General features: G+C 45.2%; 19 protein-coding genes. 5 read left to right on the top strand and 14 right to left on the bottom strand.

What is annotated here, in order from left to right; translation table 11 throughout:
* Positions 1 to 19: 19 nt before the first annotated feature.
* From PHILAsVB114_RS04265 to PHILAsVB114_RS04245, 5 genes are all read right to left on the bottom strand, one after another.
* Positions 20 to 559 carry a uridine kinase family protein gene (locus PHILAsVB114_RS04265; protein WP_095698146.1) on the bottom strand — a complete coding sequence of 180 codons (540 nt, stop codon included), beginning with the start codon at positions 557 to 559 and terminating at the stop codon, positions 20 to 22.
* A complete protein-coding gene (gene pnuC / locus PHILAsVB114_RS04260; protein ID WP_095698145.1) occupies positions 534 to 1,115 on the bottom strand; it encodes a nicotinamide riboside transporter PnuC in 582 nt (193 codons plus the stop codon). Before pnuC ends, PHILAsVB114_RS04265 begins: the two co-directional genes overlap by 26 nt.
* Positions 1,116 to 1,226: 111 nt before the next feature.
* Positions 1,227 to 2,126, bottom strand: coding sequence for a phytoene/squalene synthase family protein (locus PHILAsVB114_RS04255; protein ID WP_095698144.1), 900 nt, complete (start codon positions 2,124 to 2,126; stop codon positions 1,227 to 1,229).
* Complete coding sequence (gene crtI, locus PHILAsVB114_RS04250; RefSeq protein ID WP_095698143.1) at positions 2,127 to 3,611, bottom strand: phytoene desaturase family protein; 1,485 nt, start codon at positions 3,609 to 3,611, stop codon at positions 2,127 to 2,129.
* Positions 3,611 to 4,696 (bottom strand): polyprenyl synthetase family protein, encoded by a 1,086-nt coding sequence (locus tag PHILAsVB114_RS04245; protein ID WP_095698142.1) that lies wholly within the window; start codon positions 4,694 to 4,696, stop codon positions 3,611 to 3,613. The genes crtI and PHILAsVB114_RS04245 overlap by 1 nt, the downstream gene beginning before the upstream one ends.
* Before the next feature lie 55 nt (positions 4,697 to 4,751).
* Between PHILAsVB114_RS04245 and PHILAsVB114_RS04240 the strand changes: the two genes are divergently transcribed.
* Positions 4,752 to 5,372 (top strand): CDP-alcohol phosphatidyltransferase family protein, encoded by a 621-nt coding sequence (locus PHILAsVB114_RS04240; protein ID WP_095698141.1) that lies wholly within the window; start codon positions 4,752 to 4,754, stop codon positions 5,370 to 5,372.
* Here PHILAsVB114_RS04240 and PHILAsVB114_RS04235 read toward each other — a convergent pair.
* The 8 genes from PHILAsVB114_RS04235 to PHILAsVB114_RS04200 are packed head-to-tail and all read right to left on the bottom strand — an operon-like array spanning position 5,326 to position 12,199.
* Positions 5,326 to 6,858, bottom strand: coding sequence for a phytoene desaturase family protein (locus PHILAsVB114_RS04235; RefSeq protein ID WP_204246760.1), 1,533 nt, complete (start codon positions 6,856 to 6,858; stop codon positions 5,326 to 5,328). The two genes, PHILAsVB114_RS04240 and PHILAsVB114_RS04235, sit on opposite strands and share 47 nt — an antisense overlap.
* Positions 6,855 to 7,928: a glycosyltransferase family 2 protein gene (locus tag PHILAsVB114_RS04230; RefSeq protein ID WP_095698139.1), complete on the bottom strand. Its 1,074-nt coding sequence runs from the start codon at positions 7,926 to 7,928 to the stop codon at positions 6,855 to 6,857. The genes PHILAsVB114_RS04235 and PHILAsVB114_RS04230 overlap by 4 nt, the downstream gene beginning before the upstream one ends.
* 9 nt (positions 7,929 to 7,937) lie before the next feature.
* Positions 7,938 to 8,741, bottom strand: coding sequence for a carotenoid biosynthesis protein (locus PHILAsVB114_RS04225; protein ID WP_095698138.1), 804 nt, complete (start codon positions 8,739 to 8,741; stop codon positions 7,938 to 7,940).
* A 14-nt stretch (positions 8,742 to 8,755) separates the two neighbouring features.
* Positions 8,756 to 9,436 carry a spheroidene monooxygenase gene (locus PHILAsVB114_RS04220; RefSeq protein WP_095698137.1) on the bottom strand — a complete coding sequence of 227 codons (681 nt, stop codon included), beginning with the start codon at positions 9,434 to 9,436 and terminating at the stop codon, positions 8,756 to 8,758.
* A complete protein-coding gene (locus PHILAsVB114_RS04215; protein ID WP_095698136.1) occupies positions 9,436 to 10,230 on the bottom strand; it encodes an alpha/beta fold hydrolase in 795 nt (264 codons plus the stop codon). The genes PHILAsVB114_RS04220 and PHILAsVB114_RS04215 overlap by 1 nt, the downstream gene beginning before the upstream one ends.
* Positions 10,227 to 10,604, bottom strand: a complete 378-nt coding sequence (locus PHILAsVB114_RS04210) for a hypothetical protein (RefSeq protein ID WP_095698135.1) — start codon at positions 10,602 to 10,604, stop codon at positions 10,227 to 10,229. The genes PHILAsVB114_RS04215 and PHILAsVB114_RS04210 overlap by 4 nt, the downstream gene beginning before the upstream one ends.
* 4 nt (positions 10,605 to 10,608) lie before the next feature.
* Entirely contained in the window at positions 10,609 to 11,094 is a 486-nt protein-coding gene (locus tag PHILAsVB114_RS04205; protein WP_095698134.1) for a YbaK/EbsC family protein, read from the bottom strand.
* 22 nt (positions 11,095 to 11,116) lie between these two features.
* Entirely contained in the window at positions 11,117 to 12,199 is a 1,083-nt protein-coding gene (locus PHILAsVB114_RS04200) for a YncE family protein (protein ID WP_095698133.1), read from the bottom strand.
* A 26-nt stretch (positions 12,200 to 12,225) separates the two neighbouring features.
* Between PHILAsVB114_RS04200 and PHILAsVB114_RS04195 the strand changes: the two genes are divergently transcribed.
* On the top strand, positions 12,226 to 13,419 hold the full coding sequence (locus PHILAsVB114_RS04195) for an MFS transporter (protein WP_204246759.1): 1,194 nt from the start codon (positions 12,226 to 12,228) through the stop codon (positions 13,417 to 13,419).
* 46 nt (positions 13,420 to 13,465) lie between these two features.
* Here PHILAsVB114_RS04195 and PHILAsVB114_RS04190 read toward each other — a convergent pair whose 3' ends face one another.
* Positions 13,466 to 13,894: a DoxX family protein gene (locus PHILAsVB114_RS04190; RefSeq protein ID WP_095698132.1), complete on the bottom strand. Its 429-nt coding sequence runs from the start codon at positions 13,892 to 13,894 to the stop codon at positions 13,466 to 13,468.
* A gap of 184 nt (positions 13,895 to 14,078) precedes the next feature.
* On the opposite strand from PHILAsVB114_RS04190, the gene PHILAsVB114_RS04185 reads away from it, so the two are divergent.
* The 3 genes from PHILAsVB114_RS04185 to dinB are packed head-to-tail and all read left to right on the top strand — an operon-like array spanning position 14,079 to position 18,771.
* Positions 14,079 to 14,372: a DUF6504 family protein gene (locus PHILAsVB114_RS04185; RefSeq protein WP_095698131.1), complete on the top strand. Its 294-nt coding sequence runs from the start codon at positions 14,079 to 14,081 to the stop codon at positions 14,370 to 14,372.
* Positions 14,369 to 17,593 carry a DNA polymerase III subunit alpha gene (locus tag PHILAsVB114_RS04180; RefSeq protein WP_095698130.1) on the top strand — a complete coding sequence of 1,075 codons (3,225 nt, stop codon included), beginning with the start codon at positions 14,369 to 14,371 and terminating at the stop codon, positions 17,591 to 17,593. The genes PHILAsVB114_RS04185 and PHILAsVB114_RS04180 overlap by 4 nt, the downstream gene beginning before the upstream one ends.
* On the top strand, positions 17,590 to 18,771 hold the full coding sequence (gene dinB, locus PHILAsVB114_RS04175; RefSeq protein ID WP_095698674.1) for a DNA polymerase IV: 1,182 nt from the start codon (positions 17,590 to 17,592) through the stop codon (positions 18,769 to 18,771). Before PHILAsVB114_RS04180 ends, dinB begins: the two co-directional genes overlap by 4 nt.
* The last annotated feature ends 24 nt before the right edge of the window (positions 18,772 to 18,795 follow it).

The raw sequence follows: 18,795 nt of genomic DNA, 5'->3' as shown, positions 1-18,795 counted from the left end.
CCTCTATGGCGCGCCCAATTTACGCTGTGGTGATAATAAAGTCAGCGTTATCTCGCGCACCAGATTGCGTGAAATGTTGGCCCTGTAACTCCTGCCACGCTTTCATTTCCTGGGCGATGTGATGGCCATCTCGGTTTAATACTCTCTGCATACCAAGTAGTGGATCAATATCCATCCAGATAGTGATTGCTTTGTGCTCGCGCATCACTTCTTGCGCACTTCCCACTCCTTCAATGATGAGTATTTCTCTAGGTTCTATGGTTCGAACTTCGCCATATTTAGATAATGACCAATCGTAAATCTGCATCGATATTGATTTTTGATGGATGTGAGCACCAGCAATCGCTCCTAAATCACTGGTCAATTTCGCACCAAGAGCATTTTTCCAACCATCATAAATGTCATCTAATCCAAGAAGATTGACCTCGCGCGAGGGGCTGAAAAAAAGATATAGATCTTTAGCCAATGTGCTTTTCCCACTACCGGCTGGACCATCTATTGCGACTAGATGAGGACCGGAAGTTGAAAATAAATCAGTGAGCGCTTCGGTGAGATTCATACCAACGCTTCCATCCGATTAATGCGATAACGGTAAATGCTGCATATAAAACTGCAGTAAACCAATATCCTAAAATGGCGTATTGAACTGTCGCCAAAAGATCAATGGCGAACCAGAGTGGCCACGCTTCGTATTTTTCATACACCATAATTGTTTGAGCGAAAAAACTTCCAAGGAAAATTAGCGCATCAGACCAGGTTGCAGCAGCTCCCATATTTTGAAGTAATGGAGTCAGTGCAAAAAATGAGAGAAGTAATCCTGCTGCCCACAGCACACGGTGCTTAGTTGATAGCGCTGATGGGGCCGCGCCCTTTGGTCCCCATCCAAACCATCCCCAGATTGCTGCGGCAATAAAAACAATTTGAAGTGCTGCGCTAGCAAAGAGATCTGCTTGGTAGAAAAAGATTGCATAGAGTGCGCTGCTCAGTGCCCACCATGGCCAGGTAATTCTCTTGGCAGTAACGCCGAGTCCAACTCCAATAAATGATGTGAGCGCTGCAGTAAATTCAAGAATTGATACTTGATAGCCCCAGGCAGTAAATAAAATTGTAGACATCGATTTTTCCCTTCCACGTCCGCATTACCGGACGGGTCAAGCGGTCGATCTGAATTTCAGATCCTCTCAGCCACTGTGGCTCCCGCATCTCTAACTATAGAGATAAAAAACCTATCGCGCAGATATGGCGCGAATAAATGCTGGTAGCGCAACTCGTATTCTGCGCGCCGTAGAAGTTTTGGCACGTTTATTAAATACGTCATAACCAATTCTTTCGACTTCATCGACAATGCCACAATACAAAGTGCTGGCCGCAGAAATACAGGGACGACTCGATTCCTCCAATAGTGCAATTCCAGGTTCGGCCTGCTTTTGCAATTGACGCACTCGTTCAATCTGGAACTTAAGAGCAGCAATAATTTCAGGGGTAAGTTTTCTTTTCAGAAGCATTTCCTTGCTGACACCAAATTGAGCTAATTCATCTAGAGGCAAATAGATTCGTCCTCGGTCCAGATCTTCGCCAACATCTCGAATGAAGTTAGCGAGCTGAAATGCGATCCCCAACTTTTTTGCAGGTTCATACGCTTCATCTGAGAGAGGCCCCAAAATTGGGACCATTTGTAATCCAATAACAGCGGCAGATCCGTATACGTACTCCATGAGATCCTCATAAGTTTTATAAGTACCTACAGTCAGATCCATTGTCATTGAATGCAAAAAATCCACAAAGTGTTGCTGTGGAATATTAAATCTGCGAACGGTATCAATGAGTGCGGCGCCGACATGATCAGTGCTTATTCCAGTTGAAATCGATGCTAGAACTGAGTCACCCCAGGTTTTTAAATGCGCTGCTTTTTCTTGATCGCTAAGAGTTGATGCAAGATCATCGACTATCTCATCTGCATAGCGCGCAAAACCATACAGAGCGTGAACGAATGGTCGTTTGTGTGCGGGCAGTAAGAGTGTGGCTAGATAGTAAGTTTTTCCATGCAATGAATTAAGGCGCTTGCATTCTTCGTATGAAGCGCGCAGTACTGGATCTGTTATTCCAGCAGCATCTAATTCATTCATTTACTTAACAGGTCCAACAATTCTTTCTGCTGCCAAGCGACCTGAAATAAGAACCATTGGTACACCTACACCTGGTTGTGTTCCAGAGCCTGTGAAGACAACATTTTCAAAACCGCGGGCCATATTGCGTGGTCTAAAGGGACCTGTTTGGAAAAATGTATGTGCACTGGCAAATGGTGCACCACGTTCCATCCCGCGATCTTGCCAATCAAGGGGAGTAGTCATTACTTCAGTTTCAATTCCATCTGAAAAATTGGTGTATCCGCGATCTTCCAGAGTTTTAATCATCTGATCACGATACGGACCTGCCTGCTTTTTCCAGTCAATATCGGCATCTAAATTCGGAGTCGGATACAAGATGTAATAAGACTCTTTGCCTGCTGGTGCAAGTGAGGGATCATCCTTAGTTGGAATAGTGACAAGCACGCTTGGATCACTCATTAAAGTCTTCTTGTTAATCAGTTCATCAAATACGCCATCCCATGAATCACCAAAGTGAATATTGTGATGAGCCACATGATCATATTTTTTCGATGAGCCAACGAGTAAGGTGGCACACGAAGGCGAGTAGCGAAGGCGCTTGACCGATAGTGGTGTTTTTCCAAGCAATTCTCGCCACGCAACAGGAAGATCAGGGTTTAGAACGAGCGCATCGCACTCAATGCGTTGGCCTTTATTGGTTATGACTGCTTTTGCTCGTGAATTAGATGTTTCAATCTTTTCAACTGAGGTGTTATAGATAAATTCAACTCCATGCTTTTGCGCTGCAGCAGCAAGAGCGCGAGGAACTGCGTGCATTCCACCCTTAGGGAAAAAGACTCCATTAACCGAATCCATGTATGCAATAACGGCATAAATTGCGAGTGCCTGCTGTGGGCTTACGCCGGCATACATTGCTTGGAATGAATAAACCTTTTGAAGACGTGGATCTTTCATAAATTGATTGACCTTTGGAGACAGACGTCTAAAACCACCTAATGCAATGAGGCGAGCTAAGTTCGGTGTCAAAAGATTTAGCGGTGAGTCAATATTTCTATCAATGAAATCATTCATTTCATACTTGTATAGCTTGGTTACGAATTCAACGTACCGACGGTAACCCGCTGCTTCACTAGAACTAATGGTGCGAGCAATCTCTGCTTCCATCTCTTCAGTGTTTGCGTGCACATCTATTTGTGATCCATCTGCATAGAACGCACGGTATAAAGGTTTTACGGGAGTTAGTTCTAGCCAATCTTTTAACTCTTCGCCGACGCTATTAAAAGCATCGTTGATAAGAGATGGCATCGTCAAAACAGATGGACCAGTATCAAAGGCATAGCCATCTTTGTTTAGCAGACCATTTCGTCCACCCGGAACACTTTCGCGTTCAATCACAGTTACTTTGCGGCCAGCACCTGCTAAGCGAAGAGCAGTACTTAAACCGGCAAGGCCAGCACCAACTACAACAACGTGATCAGTTGGACCTTTGACGCGCTTTGTCATTAGAGATTCCTTTTCGTTGCGATGATTGCAAGTTCACTTAAAACTTGACGAGCTTCGGCTGTGATTGTGGTGGTATCTAGTGCTTGTGTGGCGGTATTTGTTAGATTCGTAATCAGAGTCTCTACGTGCTCGGGTGCACCTGAATCTGTGATTATTTGACGCAACGTAGCGATTCCCTTGGCATCTAGATCAGATTTTCCAAATTGGGATTCAAACTCTTTGATATCTGCAGCGCTCATGGATTCTTGCGCCATTGCAACAAGGACAGTTCGCTTTCCTTCGCGAAGATCATCACCTGCAGGTTTACCGGTTAGGTCAGGATCTCCAAATACGCCAAGTAGGTCATCTCGTAATTGGAATGCTTCACCTAGTGGCAAGCCGTAAGAAGAATAATGTGATGTGACTTGCGCAAGGTGATCTTTATCTGTGGTTGCAAGTGAAGCACCGAAATGAAGAGGACGCTCGATTGTGTATTTACCTGATTTGTATCGCGCAATTGTCATTGCACGTTCTACGGTGTGCGAACTTCTTGTCTGCTCGTAGACATCCAAGAATTGTCCAGCCATAAGTTCCACGCGCATCTCATCGTGGACTGCTAAAACTTGAGGCAATACGTTGGCCTTGATTCCACTTTGGTGAAGTGCAAGATCTGAATAAACGAGGGCGAGATCTCCCAAAAGAATTGCAGCTGCTTGTCCAAAACCAACTGAAGAGCCGACAGCGCTCTCCTTTGAATGTAATTTTTCAAAGTGCTTATGAATCGCTGGCTTTCCTCGACGAGTGTCGGATCCATCCATTAAGTCATCGTGAATGAGGGCACATGCTTGTAATAATTCAAGACTGGCACATGCACGAATAACTTCAGGACTATGTGTACCGCCGGCTCCAATAAAACCAAAGTAAGCAAAGAGTGGACGTAACCTCTTGCCGCCATCTAACAAAAATGATGAGAGTGCATCCGATGCTGGTGTGAGTTCACTACCGATTGATTGCAGGTAAGTTTTTTGGGCGCCAAGAAAAGTTGCGAGCTCGCCCTCGATTAGTGCGCGAATCGCAGCCGGTGTTGCATTATTTTCATTAGCCACGCGGTAACGGTACCCTGCGTCTTACTCCTAGTCATTTTAAGAAAGGCCTACGTCGGTGATTACGCGCGAGCAATTTACGGATCAATGGAGTCAACTCCATAACTCTGCGCCAACAACTGGCATTGTGGGCAGGTGGCTGGGAATTTCATACCGATTTGGGTTGCTCTGCACGTTACTTAGAATTACACCAAATGTTTTGACCACCTTGGGATTAGTAAGTGCGGTGGGAGTAGCACTGACATCTCAATCCCTGTGGGCAATCGCACTCATTGTGTTTTCTTTATTTTTTGACGGCATTGATGGAAGTGTGGCAATTTTCCAAAACCGTACTTCGAATTGGGGAGCACTCCTTGATTCAGTCGTTGATCGAATCAGTGAAGCACTCTGGCTCTATGCACTCTATGCAATCGGTGTTCCAGCTTATTTGTGTATTGCTTTGTGGCTTGTAGCATCAATTCAGGAATATATGCGCGCACGAGTTTCATCTTTAGGAGTTAAAGATCTCGGACTCGTAACAATCACAGAAAGACCAGTGCGGGCCAGTTTTATCTTTATAGTATTGATTGCATGGCATTTAGATTTACCTGGAATTGAAATAGCCACGTGGGTATTTCTTGGAGCATCACTTTTTAGTGCAGTAAGCGTGATGCGTTTTGCGTATTCCCGATTGCGTTAGCAACAATTTCAGCGCTTAGACCAACTAGTGGCAATCCACCACCAGGATGGGCCGATCCGCCAACGCAATACAAACCTTTTAATGGTGAACGGTTGCGAGCACGTAAGAACGCGGATTGCGCTCCGTTACTCGATGTTCCATAAATTGCCCCACCTGGTGCGTTAACACTTTTTTCTAAATCAGCCGGAGTTCGAATTTCTAGGACATCAAGGCGATCGCGAATTGACATACCTCGTGCTTCTATTTGATTGATAATCGAGTTTGCATATTCGCGATTGAATTCTTGGTCATTCCAATTCCATCCATTCTTTCCGGTGGCATCGTGAACCGGAGCATTGACCAAGACATAGAGTGATTGCGCACCGATTTCTTTGACCATTGCCTGATCATCAGGGGCACATAAATAAATAGTGGGATCTTTCACGGGCGTGTGAGTTGTAAATATTGCATCAAATTCTGCGTCGTAATTCTCTGGAAAAAGTATTGTGTGGTGACTTAATTTAGTTGGTACTCCATCTGGACGTAGCCCAAGCAAGAGTGAAAATCCAGCAAGAGATTGAGTGCTCTTTGCAATTCTCTTGCGGGCACCTTTTATCTTTCGAACCTTGCCACTAATCAGTGAGTTATAAACAAGTGAGGCATCAGCATTTGCCACAACTATGGAACTTTCAATTGTTCGCCCATCCTTCATAGATACACCAGTTATACGTCCTTTGCTGTGATTAATCTGTGCAACTGGTGAATCAAATTCAAAGACAACTCCTAGATCTATGCAACGCTGATAAACCGCCTGCGAGAGTTGTCCTACTCCGCCGGTGATGTGCCAGGCGCCAAATGCTTCTTCAACAAATGCAATTGTTGAAAGCACTGCTGGAGCTAACCGAGGATCTGAACCGCTATATGTCGCATACCGATCAAGGATGTATCGAAGATGTTTATCTGGCAGTAACTCATTGGCTAAATCTCGAAGTGATTTCCAAGGCGCAATAACTCTTAGATCACGCATAAGAGTCGGGCGCTTAATGAGTGAAAATATAGATTTAAGCTCTGACTCAACAAATGGTTCGCGGGAGACATCCCACATTCGTTCCGCGCGCTTAATGAGTGCATCCCATTGCGCTGCAACATCTGGACCAAGAACTCGAGTGATTTCTTCTTGAGTTTTGTGGTGTGCAAGGTTTGCAAATTTCAAAGAAATGCCATCGTGGAAACGATAATCAAATGCTGGATCAACAGGCTTAACATCTAATACTTGCCCTAGATGTTTACCGGTACGTGCAAAAAAATCACGATAGACAGCAGGTAAAGTCAGTAGGGAAGGACCAGTATCGAATGCGTATTTGCCAATCCATTCCGTGCGGCACTTACCGCCAGGTTTATCTGAACTTTCAAGTACGCGAACAACATGACCTTGGCGAGCTAATCGCGCTGCAGTACACATCCCGCCCATGCCGGCGCCGATAACAATTACTTCTGGTTGGCTCATACGGTGCGACCTTTCCATTGGATGCGACCGCGCATGAGCCATGAATAAATGATTAGGTAGACAAGTAGGCCAGCAGAAATCGGATGCAAGAGTGAATCAAATAAGTTTGCACGAGTTATCCGGGCGCTAATGATTCGAGAGAGAAGAACAGCTTCAAAGGCATACCATCCCAAAGATGAGCCACTGGCAGCAGCGATGAGAGGAACAATTCCGGTAAGAATTAAAAGTGTAATTGCTATGAAAGATCCGAAGAGACCTCCAAAACCTTTCCACAGGGATTTGGCGTAACCATTTTCCAACTCTCGCCAGGATGAGTACATGTGACACTGCGCAATGAGTGCTCCATTACCAACAGTTCCTTTGAACTTATTGCGAAGCAGCACCCGCGCCATCTGCATGTCATCTAGTACTTCTGACTTAATTGAAGAGTACCCACCACTTTTATCCAGTGCGCTCTTCTTAACTACAAAGAATTGGCCATTGGCAACAGCAAAAGCTGGATTTGTAGAGCGTTTAGCAATAGCAAGAGGCACTGATGAAAGCCACGACCATTGCAGTAGCGGCTGAATCATTCGCTCGCTAAAAGTGCGTGCAACTTGGGATGGATATGGTGAGAAGAAGTCCAGGTTGTTTTTGTGCATTGCGGTAACAGCAGCAGCAATTCCATTTGAAGCTAAGCGAACATCAGCATCAATGCAGACCAGAATCTCACCTTTGGCCACTTCACTGAGTTGGGCAAGCGCCCATGGTTTTCCGAGCCATCCATCCGGCAAGGCCGAACCTTGCTTAATTTTAAATCGTGAATCACCTCGAGCTGTAGATTTGATTAATGTATAGGTGTTATCAGTTGAATTATCGTTAAGGATAAGAAATTCGACATGAGATAAATTCTCTTGTGCGGCCAAGGTTTCGATAATGGCCACTGCATTTTCTTCTTCGTCTCGAAGTGGAACAAGCACGCTGATTTTCTCTTCAACTTGCTCGGCTACACGTGGAGTTATTAATGAAAAATTATTGAGAATTGTAAATAGCAAAGCTATGAGGGAAAAACCTAATGAAATTTCAAGCATTAGAAAGACTTACGGGCGTCCGAGCCAACGTGAAAAGGCGTATGGTGCAAAGAAAAGTCCAAATGCAATTCCACCAATAAGTGCGACTCCTGGGCGATCAAAGAAGAATAGATTAGAAATAACACCGGCAAAAAATGTCCATGTTAAAAATAGATCTACAGCGCCAAAACTTGCACTTGATTTTCTGCGATCGCGGGGCAAAACTTGATGCAAAATCGCAATGAGCGCCATACCTGTTAATAACCATCCGAAGGTATTAGATAAAGGTATTTCTGGCTGGAATGGAACGTGTGCTCCGTCAAAGCTCCAGCGCCAACGATTAGCAGCAACCATTTGTGGGTCTAGGAATAAATCCCATGCCGCCATTGCATATCCGCCGTAGAGAAATACCCAATTGCCGGCAACTCGACGAGCTGCAATTAAAACTGGATGAGCCATCATTACCCACGCAAATGGAACAACGTATGGAACACCTGCAATTGTGTGACCAAGTGAAGGATCGTATTCATAGGTTCCAAATGGCCAACCTGTTTTAACGCCTACGGATTCAACAATGAGTGCAAAAACGATGGTGACGAAGAGATAAGTAAATGCATACCGCGCGCCGTATGCTAAAAGTGCATGCAGCGCCATTGCGCCAGCTGCCCAATACACGGTTGCAATTGTTACAACTCGCAACAATTCCCCATCAATAAGTGGATAAATGATTTGCAAGACAATTGCAATACCCAGAACTATGCCGAGAAGTGTTTTAGAGCGAAGTGAAATTCCGCTCCGGCGATTTCTGCGGGGCGAGTAATGGCGAATCGACATGGCGTAATTCTGCCCTAGTTCGCCTGCTTGGCCACCATTGACCCACGCTCCTCGCGCACGTTAAATCGTGCGAAGAGTTCTTCGGCATACCACTGAAACTTCTCTGTATCTGCAATGGCCTTGATATGCGCCTCGCCTTTGTATGCAAAATTTCGTAAATCACTCGCGCTTTGCCATAGAGAAAAAGTGCCTTGCAATCCAATAGGTGCTTCACCAATTCCAATAGCAGTGAGTAGCCCGGCACTTCCATGAAGAGATGCGGTCACTGGTGGAACAGATGAGAAGAAATTAGAGGTATGAGTTGCCTTAATTCGCGCACGAGTTATGGCTGCAATTTTTCCATCGCTAGAAACATTTTCTTTTACTTTAAATGGTTCTTGCCTGCTCCACTTTCCGTGGGAAGAAATCGGATCAAGTAAAATGCGATACTCATTCGTACTTATTTTTCTCCATTGTTTAACCATGGATGATTGATCAAGTGCTGATAATTGATTTTCATCGATGACAACTAAAAAACCCCAACGATGAATATCAGCATCACGTGGTGTAAAAGTTTCACCTTTACCAGCGCCCAGTAACTTTGCAAAACTGACACCTTTAAATCTACGCAAACGCCCACGATCTATTGCCATAGCCCAAATAGCAAAGGGGAGTGATCGAGTAGGTGTATTAAAAAAGTAGAGTGCAGTGACCATTAGCGAGATTGTGTGGTTTCTAGGATGTGTCGGCTGACAGTTGTTGGGTGATCCCACATCGGCGCATGCCCACAATTTTCTATAACAAACCATTTGCTATGAGATGGAACAACGGAGCGCTCTTGGCAATTTGATTCTGGCAAAGTGTTATCACTATCTCCGAAGATAATTGTTATTGGAATCGAATGTGGAATTGGTGAATCAAATCGTTTTTTAAGCATTCCATCCCAAGCAGGGAAGTAGCCACTTGCCACACCCATGGCAAGGGATGCATCAAGACAGGTTTCATAACTCAGATTGCGCCAGAGCGGGCTGACATCTGCGAAGCCAAGTTTTCGTCCCCACTCATATCGCAATGCAACAGGTGTTAACGGCCGTGTTGTTTTTGCAATTGCTCGCAGCAATGCCGTTCCGGGATAGCGCGCGGTATATGGAGCAAGCCATAAACCAGCAGGTGCCAAACCAGTAAAAGATAAGACGCGAGAACTATGTTTTGCGGCCGCTTCAAGTCCAACCCAACCACCTAAAGAGTTACCGCACAGGTGAAATTTCTCGATTCCAAGTGAACTCATTGTTTCGCACACCGCATCTGCCATTGATTTAGGATCCATTGCTTGCGAAATAGACATAGGAGTTTTTCCATGTCCAGGTAAATCAAGAGTGATAACAGTTAAGTGTCTGGTTAATTCAGGAATGATTAGTTTCCATGCAGTAGCTGCTGAGCCCATTCCATGGATTAGTACTACAACGTCACTTTCTGGTGGACCATTGAATTTTTCACTATCTAAAATCATTTATCTCGAACCTGTTTTGAACCTATGAAAAAAGCCACAGCAATGATTGCCGCTGGAATTACGTTGATTTGTTCTTGAGTAGAACGTGAAATTGCATTCATGAAAATACTTACAAGACCCAGATAGGCAAAGAGTTTTGGCGCCCATATTGGTTTGACTGGCCTATTTTGCAATAATTGAAGATAAATAAATATTTGATACACAAGTACGAAAGTTTGGCTGACATAGAGAATTCTTATTGACGTTGGAAAAGATTCGAATTGCCCACCGGCGGCTCTAGGTAATGCATAATCCATATTTAGAACTACTCCTAGAACCAGAATTAAGTTCCAAATGAATGAAAGCAAGACTGCTGCGCTGAATAATCTCTTCATAGATTCATTCTCCTACGACCATAGGTGTTGCACCAGTACAAGTGATGAGTTCAGAATATGTCGTTGGAAATACTGAGTGAGGATGTCCGGCAGCTGCCCATACAACTTCGTAGTCATCCAGGGCTAGATCGATTAGGACCGTTGCATCTGATACCCAGCCAATTGGAGAGACGCCACCAATTGAAAACCCTGACTTTTCCTTTACGTAATCTGCATCAACTCTATGTAATTTACTTTGGTTCAAATTCTTAGCGACAAGTTCGGTATCAACTTTGTGGCGACCACTGGTAATGACCAGAAGTGGTGATTCATCATCTAATTTGAAAACTATCGATGATGCAACCTGGCCCACTTCAATACCCAACGCATCGGCTGCTTCCTTGGCTGTTCGGGCGCTATCGGCTAGTGCGGTGATTTCACCATTCATGCCAAGTTCTTTCATAAGGGATTGAACACGTTGAACAGAAGAGTTTTCAAAGATTGCTGACATGGCAGAACTTTAGTGCCTTACATTATTCATTTGCGAAAACTTTGACCGAACCCTTATAGCAAGCTACCCATGTGCGCGCGGTCGGTGCATCGTAGGAGATTCCAATTGGTTCAGAGCACGCTTTAATGGTTTGCAGAACTTTAAGATCTGAAGTTCGAACCTTTGAAATTGTGCCGCTCTTAAAGCTAGTGACAAAGAGTGCTGTTCCATCTGATGAAATATCTAGGCTTCGTGCAGCATTTCCTACCTTTGCTTTGCCAAGTGATTTATCTGCAACCAAATCCCATGCTGCAATTTGCCCAGAGACATTTAATGTGGCGTACAAGATTTTGTTATCAGGGGAGAGAACGAGCGCTCTTGGGTTTGATCCAATAGGAATGTAGGTATGTTCGAAGTTGGCAAGGTTAATACGGTGCAACCTATTGCCGCCCATTTCAGCAACATATGCAAATGCGCTGTCATTTGTCACAACGATGCCACGCGGATAGCGGCCGATTTTTATGCTTTGCACAACTTTTTGCTCTGCGACAGAAATAACTGAGAGTGTGTAAGAACACCAGTTAGAGACCAAAATGTATTTATTGTCGGGGGTTACTTTTACAACCTTTGGAACTGAACCAACTGGAAACACCGCATCTATTTCGTATGTACTTAAATCAATTCGTGAGAGAAAACTTGAGTCATACCCGGAAGCAGGTGAGCAAGTGTCATGTCCTTCTTTTGTAAAACCTTTGCCATACATCGCATAATTAGTGAAGTAGAGATATTTACCATCTGGAGAGAATGCGCCTTCGACAGGGGCGCCTCGATAAGTACCGCTGTATTTTGTGAAGCCATAGGATTTAAGATCAACACTATCTTTAACAGTAGAGAGTAACTCCAAGGTATCTGCATCAAAAATAGTGACTGTGTGCTGATACATCATGTTATGTGCACTTACTAAACCGGTGCCAGATGAAAGCACTGATTTAGGGCTTAAATTTCCCGACAATGTTTTAACTAATTTCATTCGCGTATCTTGCGAAAGTGGCTCTGAACCATGAGATAGGGGAGCCGAAGCCACTGCAATAACGCAGAGAGTGATGAATACTTTTCGCAGTGACATGAGTGTAAGAATAGTAGGGTTACCCAATGAAAATGCGCACACCGATTGAGATTGCAGAGCAATCAAAGAGTGCGTTGAGGGCTTGCTTTGCAATTATGGGTGTTGCATCAATGGGTTGGGTCGCTCGAATTCCTGAGATTAAAGATGCTAATGGTTTAAACAATGCGCAATTTGGCCTAGTGCTCCTTGCGAGTTCACTAGGGTCTATTACCGGTGCGCAATTAGCAGGTCGATTAGTGCACACCTATGGATCACGAAGAGTTCTCTTTGTTTCAACAGTATTGTTACCTGCTGGCTTATGTGCAATTGGCTTTTCAACCTTTCCATTGTTTTTAGCATTCGCACTTTTCTTAATGGGTTTTGGATATTCAAGTACTGACGTAGCACTTAATACACAAGCTGTTGCGGTTGAAAAAATCCTTCAAGCACGCAGCATGTCTTCCTTTCATGCCCTGTGGAGTGTTGGAGCTTTTTCAACAACTGTTTTAGGAGGATCGGTCGCACGAATACTCTCTCCTGAAGTGAACTTGGGCGTTGTTTCGATTTTATGTATCGCAGCGTTCTTACCCTGCGTTGCTCGCTTAATTCCTGAAAATTTAGATGGCCATCAAGGTGAGGATGAAACAACGGCCAAGATTGCACTCTTTGGAAAATCTGTCACCTCCTTATGGTTTATCGGATTTGGCTTATTGGCCGCACTCATTGCAGAGGGATCTGCAAGTGATTGGGGAGGACTCTTATTACGTGATGACATGGGAGTTGGAAAAGGTGTTAATGCATCGGCGTACGCATCCTTTGCCCTTGCAATGATTACCGCGCGTTTTCTAGGAGATCGCGCACTCGATCACTTCGGCCCAGCACGTTTAGTGCGGATGTGTGGTTATTTTGGAGCGATCGGGTGGGCTGCAAGTATTGCAATTGCAGTACCGCTATCAGAGACGCATCCTTTAGCAGCCCTTGTGATTATCAACCTAGGCTTTGTTATTGCGGGCTTAGCAATAGGACCAATGTTTCCTGCCTTTATTTTGGCAGCAAGTGCCATACCTGGAATTGCGCCCTCAGTATCTAGCGCCCGCGCATTTGTGATCGGTCTATCCGGATTCTTTATCGGCCCATCAATTATTGGATTCCTCGCAGAAGGCACTTCAATTTCTATAGCAATGATTTTTCCAATACTGGCACTCGTTGTCGCGGGTTTTCTTTCGCGAGTTATTAAGTAAAGCAAAAAGCCCCCAGCACGCGCTGAGGGCTTTTTGTTAGTAAGGCTTACTTGCTGAAGAAACTAATGTTTCCTACGTGTGGACCAAAATCTGATCCAGAAATTGTTCCACTTGCGATAAGTGCGAACAGGATGAGTGCTGCTCCACCAAGTGCAAGATCTTTATTAAATGCAATTTGCTCATTCATCTTTGCTGTTGCATCAGTTTCTTTCCAGAAAGCATGGAAGATGATTCCAGCAAGAATTACTGTGATTGCAATTAATAGCGCACCAAGATCAACCCATAGGCCGATGGCGATATAAACGCCACCGAGCAAGAAGAAGAGGCCGCTGATAAGAACTCCGAACTTTGCAGCAGGAAGCTTCTTGTACTTTGCATATCCAGTCATTGCTTCAAGCTTTGCAAAGTGACCAATGCCTGAGCCAATAAATAGCGCTGCAAATAGCAGGCGACCGATGAGTGTTACTACGTCCATGTTTCTCCTTTATAGGTTGGTGCTGTGAACTAACTAGGCCAAGGTATGCCAAAGTAGTTGAAACTTCAACTATCTATGCTCGCTCTAAGCGTGTCGCACGCGGGGCTTGCGCCTGTCAGTCCTAGGGACTATTTTTCGAACATCTGTTCGAATTATCCACACCCGAGTAAGAAAGAGTCCCACGATGGCCGCCGTGCATGTAAGAGCCCAGATTGCCCAACCAGGTGAAGTTTTATCTGATGGCACTTCTGGTCCTATTGAATTCACTTTTGCTGGAAAGCGTTTTCGCATTCACGCAGTTCTTTCGCGGTGGTGTGAAGCAGGTGGTTGGTGGAACCGAATTAGTGATGGCAACTTTCATCCAGATGATCAAGCTCGCGCAGTATGGAAAGTAGAAGCCGCACCGATTGGCACATTGCAAACATTTGAACTCGAACGAGATGACATCACCGGTGCATGGATTATTAAAGCAATATGAGTTTTATTCACCTACATACTGCCAGTGCATTCTCCCTTAAGTACGGCACTACACAGCCGGGTGATCTTGTTGCACGTGCCAGCCAATTAGAAGCACCCGCACTAGCACTGACGGATCGCGATGGGCTCTTAGGTGCAATTCGATTTACAAAAGCCTGTCTTGAATACGGCATTGCTCCAATCATCGGGGTCAATCTTGCTATTGATCTAGAGGGCAATCCTGGAAAGCAACAGAAAAAATTACCTCGATTAACCATCATTGCTGGTAGCGATGGGGGATGGCGCAACCTTGTGCGACTTATGACATCGCTTAATTTATCTACGGGCGCACCTGTCTTAACCCTTGATTTTCTTGAACGCTTTGGGCAATACACAGACAAGCTCTATGTTCTCCATGGTCTTGATGCACCTATTGCACCTGCAATTGCTGCACATCGCACAGATAGCGCTCTGGCCATATTTAATAAGACCCGCGATTTTTTCAAAGCCCATGCAATTGAATGCGTATCGCACCTAGCAAAAGGCGATGGCCCTGGATCTATTACTCATGCCGGGCGCTCGCTGATTTTTGCCAGAGATCACGATATTGATGCTGTTATTACAAATGCTGCACGGATGCGTGGACCAGAAGATGGACCAGTTGCAGATATTTTGGATTGCGCTCGTCAATTAGTTCCACTGCATCCTCGCCATATTGGGCGGACAAATGCTGAGGCGTATCTCAAATCAACACCAGAGATGCACGCACTCGCTGATGAAATTGCACGTGCAGGAGGTGAACGCAATGCACGCGCACTTCTTCTGACAACGCGTGCATGGGCAGAGCAAACATTGTTATCACCCACACGAGATATCGGTCTTGGCTCGATTCATTTACCTGAAGCACATGTTGTTGGAGCAGAAAATGCACAAGAGATGCGATCACTCTTGCGCCACAGATCGGAGGCAAAAATCAATTGGAGATACAGCGGTACACAAGCAGTTAAAAACGCTCGCGAAAGACTTGATGACGAACTCGCAACAGTTGCAACTCTTGGTTACGAGTCATATTTTCTTACCGTCGCTGACATCGCAGACATGGCGCGCGAACGTGGCATCCGCGTATCGGCGCGTGGTTCTGGAGCAGGATCTCTTATCTGTCACTTACTTGGTATCTCAGGAGTTGACCCACTTGCACATGGATTACTGATGGAACGTTTTTGTTCGCCGCTTCGCCGCGCTCTGCCTGATATTGATATCGATGTCGAATCCCATCGTCGTTTAGAAATTTATGATCTCGTCTTTAAAAAATACGCTGATCCGCGGTGGGATGTTCCTGGAAATCAATCGCGATGTGCAACTGTTGCAAGCTTTGATACCTATCGCACTCGCCAGAGCATTCGAGATGCTGGCGCTGCCTTAGGACTGCCGGCTGCTGAAATTAATCTCATTGCTAAATCACCTTATGGTTTGCGCGAGAAAAACGTGAAGACGCCTTTGGCAAAGATGGTCATCACAATGGCTAGACGACTTGAAGGTTTGCCGCGTCACTTATCGATGCACCCGTGTGCAATCGTTTTATCTGATGGGGGATTACTCGATCGTGTGCCGCTACAACTCAATGCCAGCGGTTATCCAATGGTCGAATTTGATAAAGATGATGTTGAAGATGTTGGCTTACTTAAGTTAGACATTCTTGGTGTGCGAATGCAGTCATCTATTTCATATGCGATCAGCGAGATCTCTCGAGTTCATAACGAGGAGATAGATATTGATGCAATTGCACTCGATGATCCGCACACATACGAACTCATTCAATCTACAAAAACAATCGGCATCTTTCAGATAGAAAGCCCTGGACAACGCGAACTTGTCGGCAAATTAGAGCCACAGAGTTTTACAGATTTAATTATTGATATTTCACTCTTTCGTCCAGGCCCGGTAAAAAGTGACATGATTTCGCCTTTTCTAAAATCGCGACATGGGTGGAGTGCGCGCAAGATTATTCATCCTGATCTATACGCAATATTGCGCGATACCGAAGGCGTTGTGGTCTTTCACGAACAAGTTATTTCCATCATTGCCACACTGACGCACTCCTCATTGGCCCATGCCGATGAAATGCGTCGAGCCCTCGGAGATCGCCAAGGCCAACAGAAGGTCTGTGATTGGTTTTATCCAGCAGCGGCTGAACATGGTTATTCACTGGAAGTAATCAACGAAGTCTGGGAAGTTCTTCGTGCATTCGCATCCTTTGGGTTTTGTAAGGCACACGCTGCAGCCTTTGCATTTCCAACATATCAATCTGCATGGCTTAAGACGCATTACCCGGCAGCATTTTTAGCAGGCCTTCTTACTCACGATCCTGGCATGTATCCCAAGCGTTTGATTTTAGATGAAGTACGACAGATGGGTATTTCGATTGCACCCCTTGATGTTAATAATTCGGATCAGAGCTATCGAGTAGAAATTGCAGAAGATGGCGTCCAAAGTATTCGCATTGCACTTTCAACTATTAATGGAATCAGCACTGAAGAGATTGGAAAGATAATTGCGGCTAGACCTTATAAAGATTTAGCAGATTTTTATTATCGCTCTGGTGCATCCCAGCCCATTATCGAATCCATGATTCTTACCGGGGCATTTGATCGATTACACGCCATAACCAAAGGTGGCGCAATTAATCGTCGAGATTTATTACTTCATCTTGGCGATCTTATAAAAGGGCCAACGATGCCTAGTGCGCTGCGTTCACAGATGACAATAGGTTTTGAAGCCCCTGCACTAGAAGCGAGTGGTCTGCCAGATTTAGGAAGCAATGAAAAAGTAGCCCATGAAGTAAAACGACTCGGTATGGACATCACCCACCATATGCTCGAGTTCTATTCTCACTTTCTTAATTCAATTGGCGCCATCAAATCTTCAGATCTGCTTTCAGTGCGATCGGCGTCTACTGTTTTAGTTGCTGGAGTGCGCGTATCCATTCAAACTCCACCTGTGCGCTCTGGAAAGCGGGTCATATTTCTTACACTCAATGATGGCCATGGCTGTAGTGATGCAACATTTTTTAGCGATATAGCCACCGAGTATCTCTCAACGATCTACACATCTGAACTTGTCTTATTACGTGGTGTCACACGGCGCACAGGAGCGCGTGGAATATCCATTCGAGCAACAGGCATATGGGACTTGCGCGCTGCTTACGAAAAGTGGAACGCACAGAGAAGTACGCTGGCGATATGAGCACATACGCCACGATTGTTCACGTGGATATGGATGCGTTTTACGCCTCCGTTGCCGAACGCGATGATCCAACACTGCGCGGCAAAGCACTCGTAGTTGGCGCAGGTGCGCGCGGAGTTGTTCTTTCGGCAAATTATGAAGCCCGCAAATTTGGCATTCGAGCTGCAATGCCAGTTGGTCGCGCACAACGAATGGCGCCACATGCAATCTTTGTGCCGCCAAATCACGCGCGCTATTCAGAAGTATCAGATGCCATCATGAAAATATTTGCAGACTTCACGCCACTTGTTGAACCGCTCTCATTAGATGAAGCGTTCTTAGATGTCACAGGCGCCAGACGTTTACTCGGCACAGGACGCGAGATTGGTACCGAGATTCGAAAGCGAGTATTTGAACAAGAAGGCATTACATGCTCAGTTGGGATTGCACCCTCTAAGTTCATTGCAAAGCTAGCATCTGGGCACTGCAAACCAAATGGTTTATTAGAAATTGCACCCGATCGAATACTGACTTTTTTGCACCCATTGCCAGTATCTGCGCTCTGGGGAGTTGGACCGAAGACTGCAGAAACGCTAGAACAACTCGGACTTCGCACCGTTGAAGATGTAGCCAATTTGCCGCGTGCAACATTGATTAGAGCAATTGGGCAAGCAGCAGGTGAAACGTTGCACGAACTTGCATGGGGCCGCGATTTTCGTGATGTCACACCAGAAGATGTGGATAAGAGCATCAGCGCTGCAGAAACATTTGCCCACGATTTAGATAATCCAGAAGAGATACTGCAAGAGTTTTTACGGCTGACTCAAAAAGCAACAGCTCGATTACGAGACAAAGGATTATTTGCAAAAACAATTTCAATCAAAGTTCGCTTTGCAGATTTCACAACCATTAACCGATCTAAGACTTTGCCACTTGCAACAGATAGTGCGCACGAGGCTTATGAAGTAGTAAAAGATTTATATACAGCCCTTCGAATTGAGCGGGCACGATTGCGATTAGTAGGTGTCAGCCTTGAAAATCTGGTTAGCGCCGCCCCAGAGCAGATGGTTTTAGGAGCCCGGGATAAGGGATGGCGAGATGCTGAGCGCGCTATTGATCGCGCCCGCGCCAGATTTGGGCGTTTGAGTGTGCGTCCGGGGCGCCTGATTGAAAATTCAGAAGATGAGATTGACGAGTAGCCCATAAGGCAAAGTTGTTCTATT

Source organism: Candidatus Planktophila limnetica (genome assembly GCF_002288365.1).
In the GTDB taxonomy this organism is placed as follows: Bacteria; Actinomycetota; Actinomycetes; order Nanopelagicales; family Nanopelagicaceae; genus Planktophila; species Planktophila limnetica.
This window is presented reverse-complemented; position numbering and strand designations above follow the sequence as displayed.

What these genes read in the sequence shown, in the direction of transcription:
- PHILAsVB114_RS04265 (WP_095698146.1), bottom strand. Translation starts at nt 559, where the DNA reads ATGAATCTCACCGAAGCGCTCACTGATTTATTTTCAACTTCCGGTCCT.
- pnuC (WP_095698145.1), bottom strand. Translation starts at nt 1,115, where the DNA reads ATGTCTACAATTTTATTTACTGCCTGGGGCTATCAAGTATCAATTCTT.
- PHILAsVB114_RS04255 (WP_095698144.1), bottom strand. Translation starts at nt 2,126, where the DNA reads ATGAATGAATTAGATGCTGCTGGAATAACAGATCCAGTACTGCGCGCT.
- crtI (WP_095698143.1), bottom strand. Translation starts at nt 3,611, where the DNA reads ATGACAAAGCGCGTCAAAGGTCCAACTGATCACGTTGTTGTAGTTGGT.
- PHILAsVB114_RS04235 (WP_204246760.1), bottom strand. Translation starts at nt 6,858, where the DNA reads ATGAGCCAACCAGAAGTAATTGTTATCGGCGCCGGCATGGGCGGGATG.
- PHILAsVB114_RS04230 (WP_095698139.1), bottom strand. Translation starts at nt 7,928, where the DNA reads ATGCTTGAAATTTCATTAGGTTTTTCCCTCATAGCTTTGCTATTTACA.
- PHILAsVB114_RS04225 (WP_095698138.1), bottom strand. Translation starts at nt 8,741, where the DNA reads ATGTCGATTCGCCATTACTCGCCCCGCAGAAATCGCCGGAGCGGAATT.
- PHILAsVB114_RS04220 (WP_095698137.1), bottom strand. Translation starts at nt 9,436, where the DNA reads ATGGTCACTGCACTCTACTTTTTTAATACACCTACTCGATCACTCCCC.
- PHILAsVB114_RS04215 (WP_095698136.1), bottom strand. Translation starts at nt 10,230, where the DNA reads ATGATTTTAGATAGTGAAAAATTCAATGGTCCACCAGAAAGTGACGTT.
- PHILAsVB114_RS04210 (WP_095698135.1), bottom strand. Translation starts at nt 10,604, where the DNA reads ATGAAGAGATTATTCAGCGCAGCAGTCTTGCTTTCATTCATTTGGAAC.
- PHILAsVB114_RS04205 (WP_095698134.1), bottom strand. Translation starts at nt 11,094, where the DNA reads ATGTCAGCAATCTTTGAAAACTCTTCTGTTCAACGTGTTCAATCCCTT.
- PHILAsVB114_RS04200 (WP_095698133.1), bottom strand. Translation starts at nt 12,199, where the DNA reads ATGTCACTGCGAAAAGTATTCATCACTCTCTGCGTTATTGCAGTGGCT.
- PHILAsVB114_RS04195 (WP_204246759.1), top strand. Translation starts at nt 12,226, where the DNA reads ATGAAAATGCGCACACCGATTGAGATTGCAGAGCAATCAAAGAGTGCG.
- PHILAsVB114_RS04190 (WP_095698132.1), bottom strand. Translation starts at nt 13,894, where the DNA reads ATGGACGTAGTAACACTCATCGGTCGCCTGCTATTTGCAGCGCTATTT.
- PHILAsVB114_RS04185 (WP_095698131.1), top strand. Translation starts at nt 14,079, where the DNA reads ATGGCCGCCGTGCATGTAAGAGCCCAGATTGCCCAACCAGGTGAAGTT.
- PHILAsVB114_RS04180 (WP_095698130.1), top strand. Translation starts at nt 14,369, where the DNA reads ATGAGTTTTATTCACCTACATACTGCCAGTGCATTCTCCCTTAAGTAC.
- dinB (WP_095698674.1), top strand. Translation starts at nt 17,590, where the DNA reads ATGAGCACATACGCCACGATTGTTCACGTGGATATGGATGCGTTTTAC.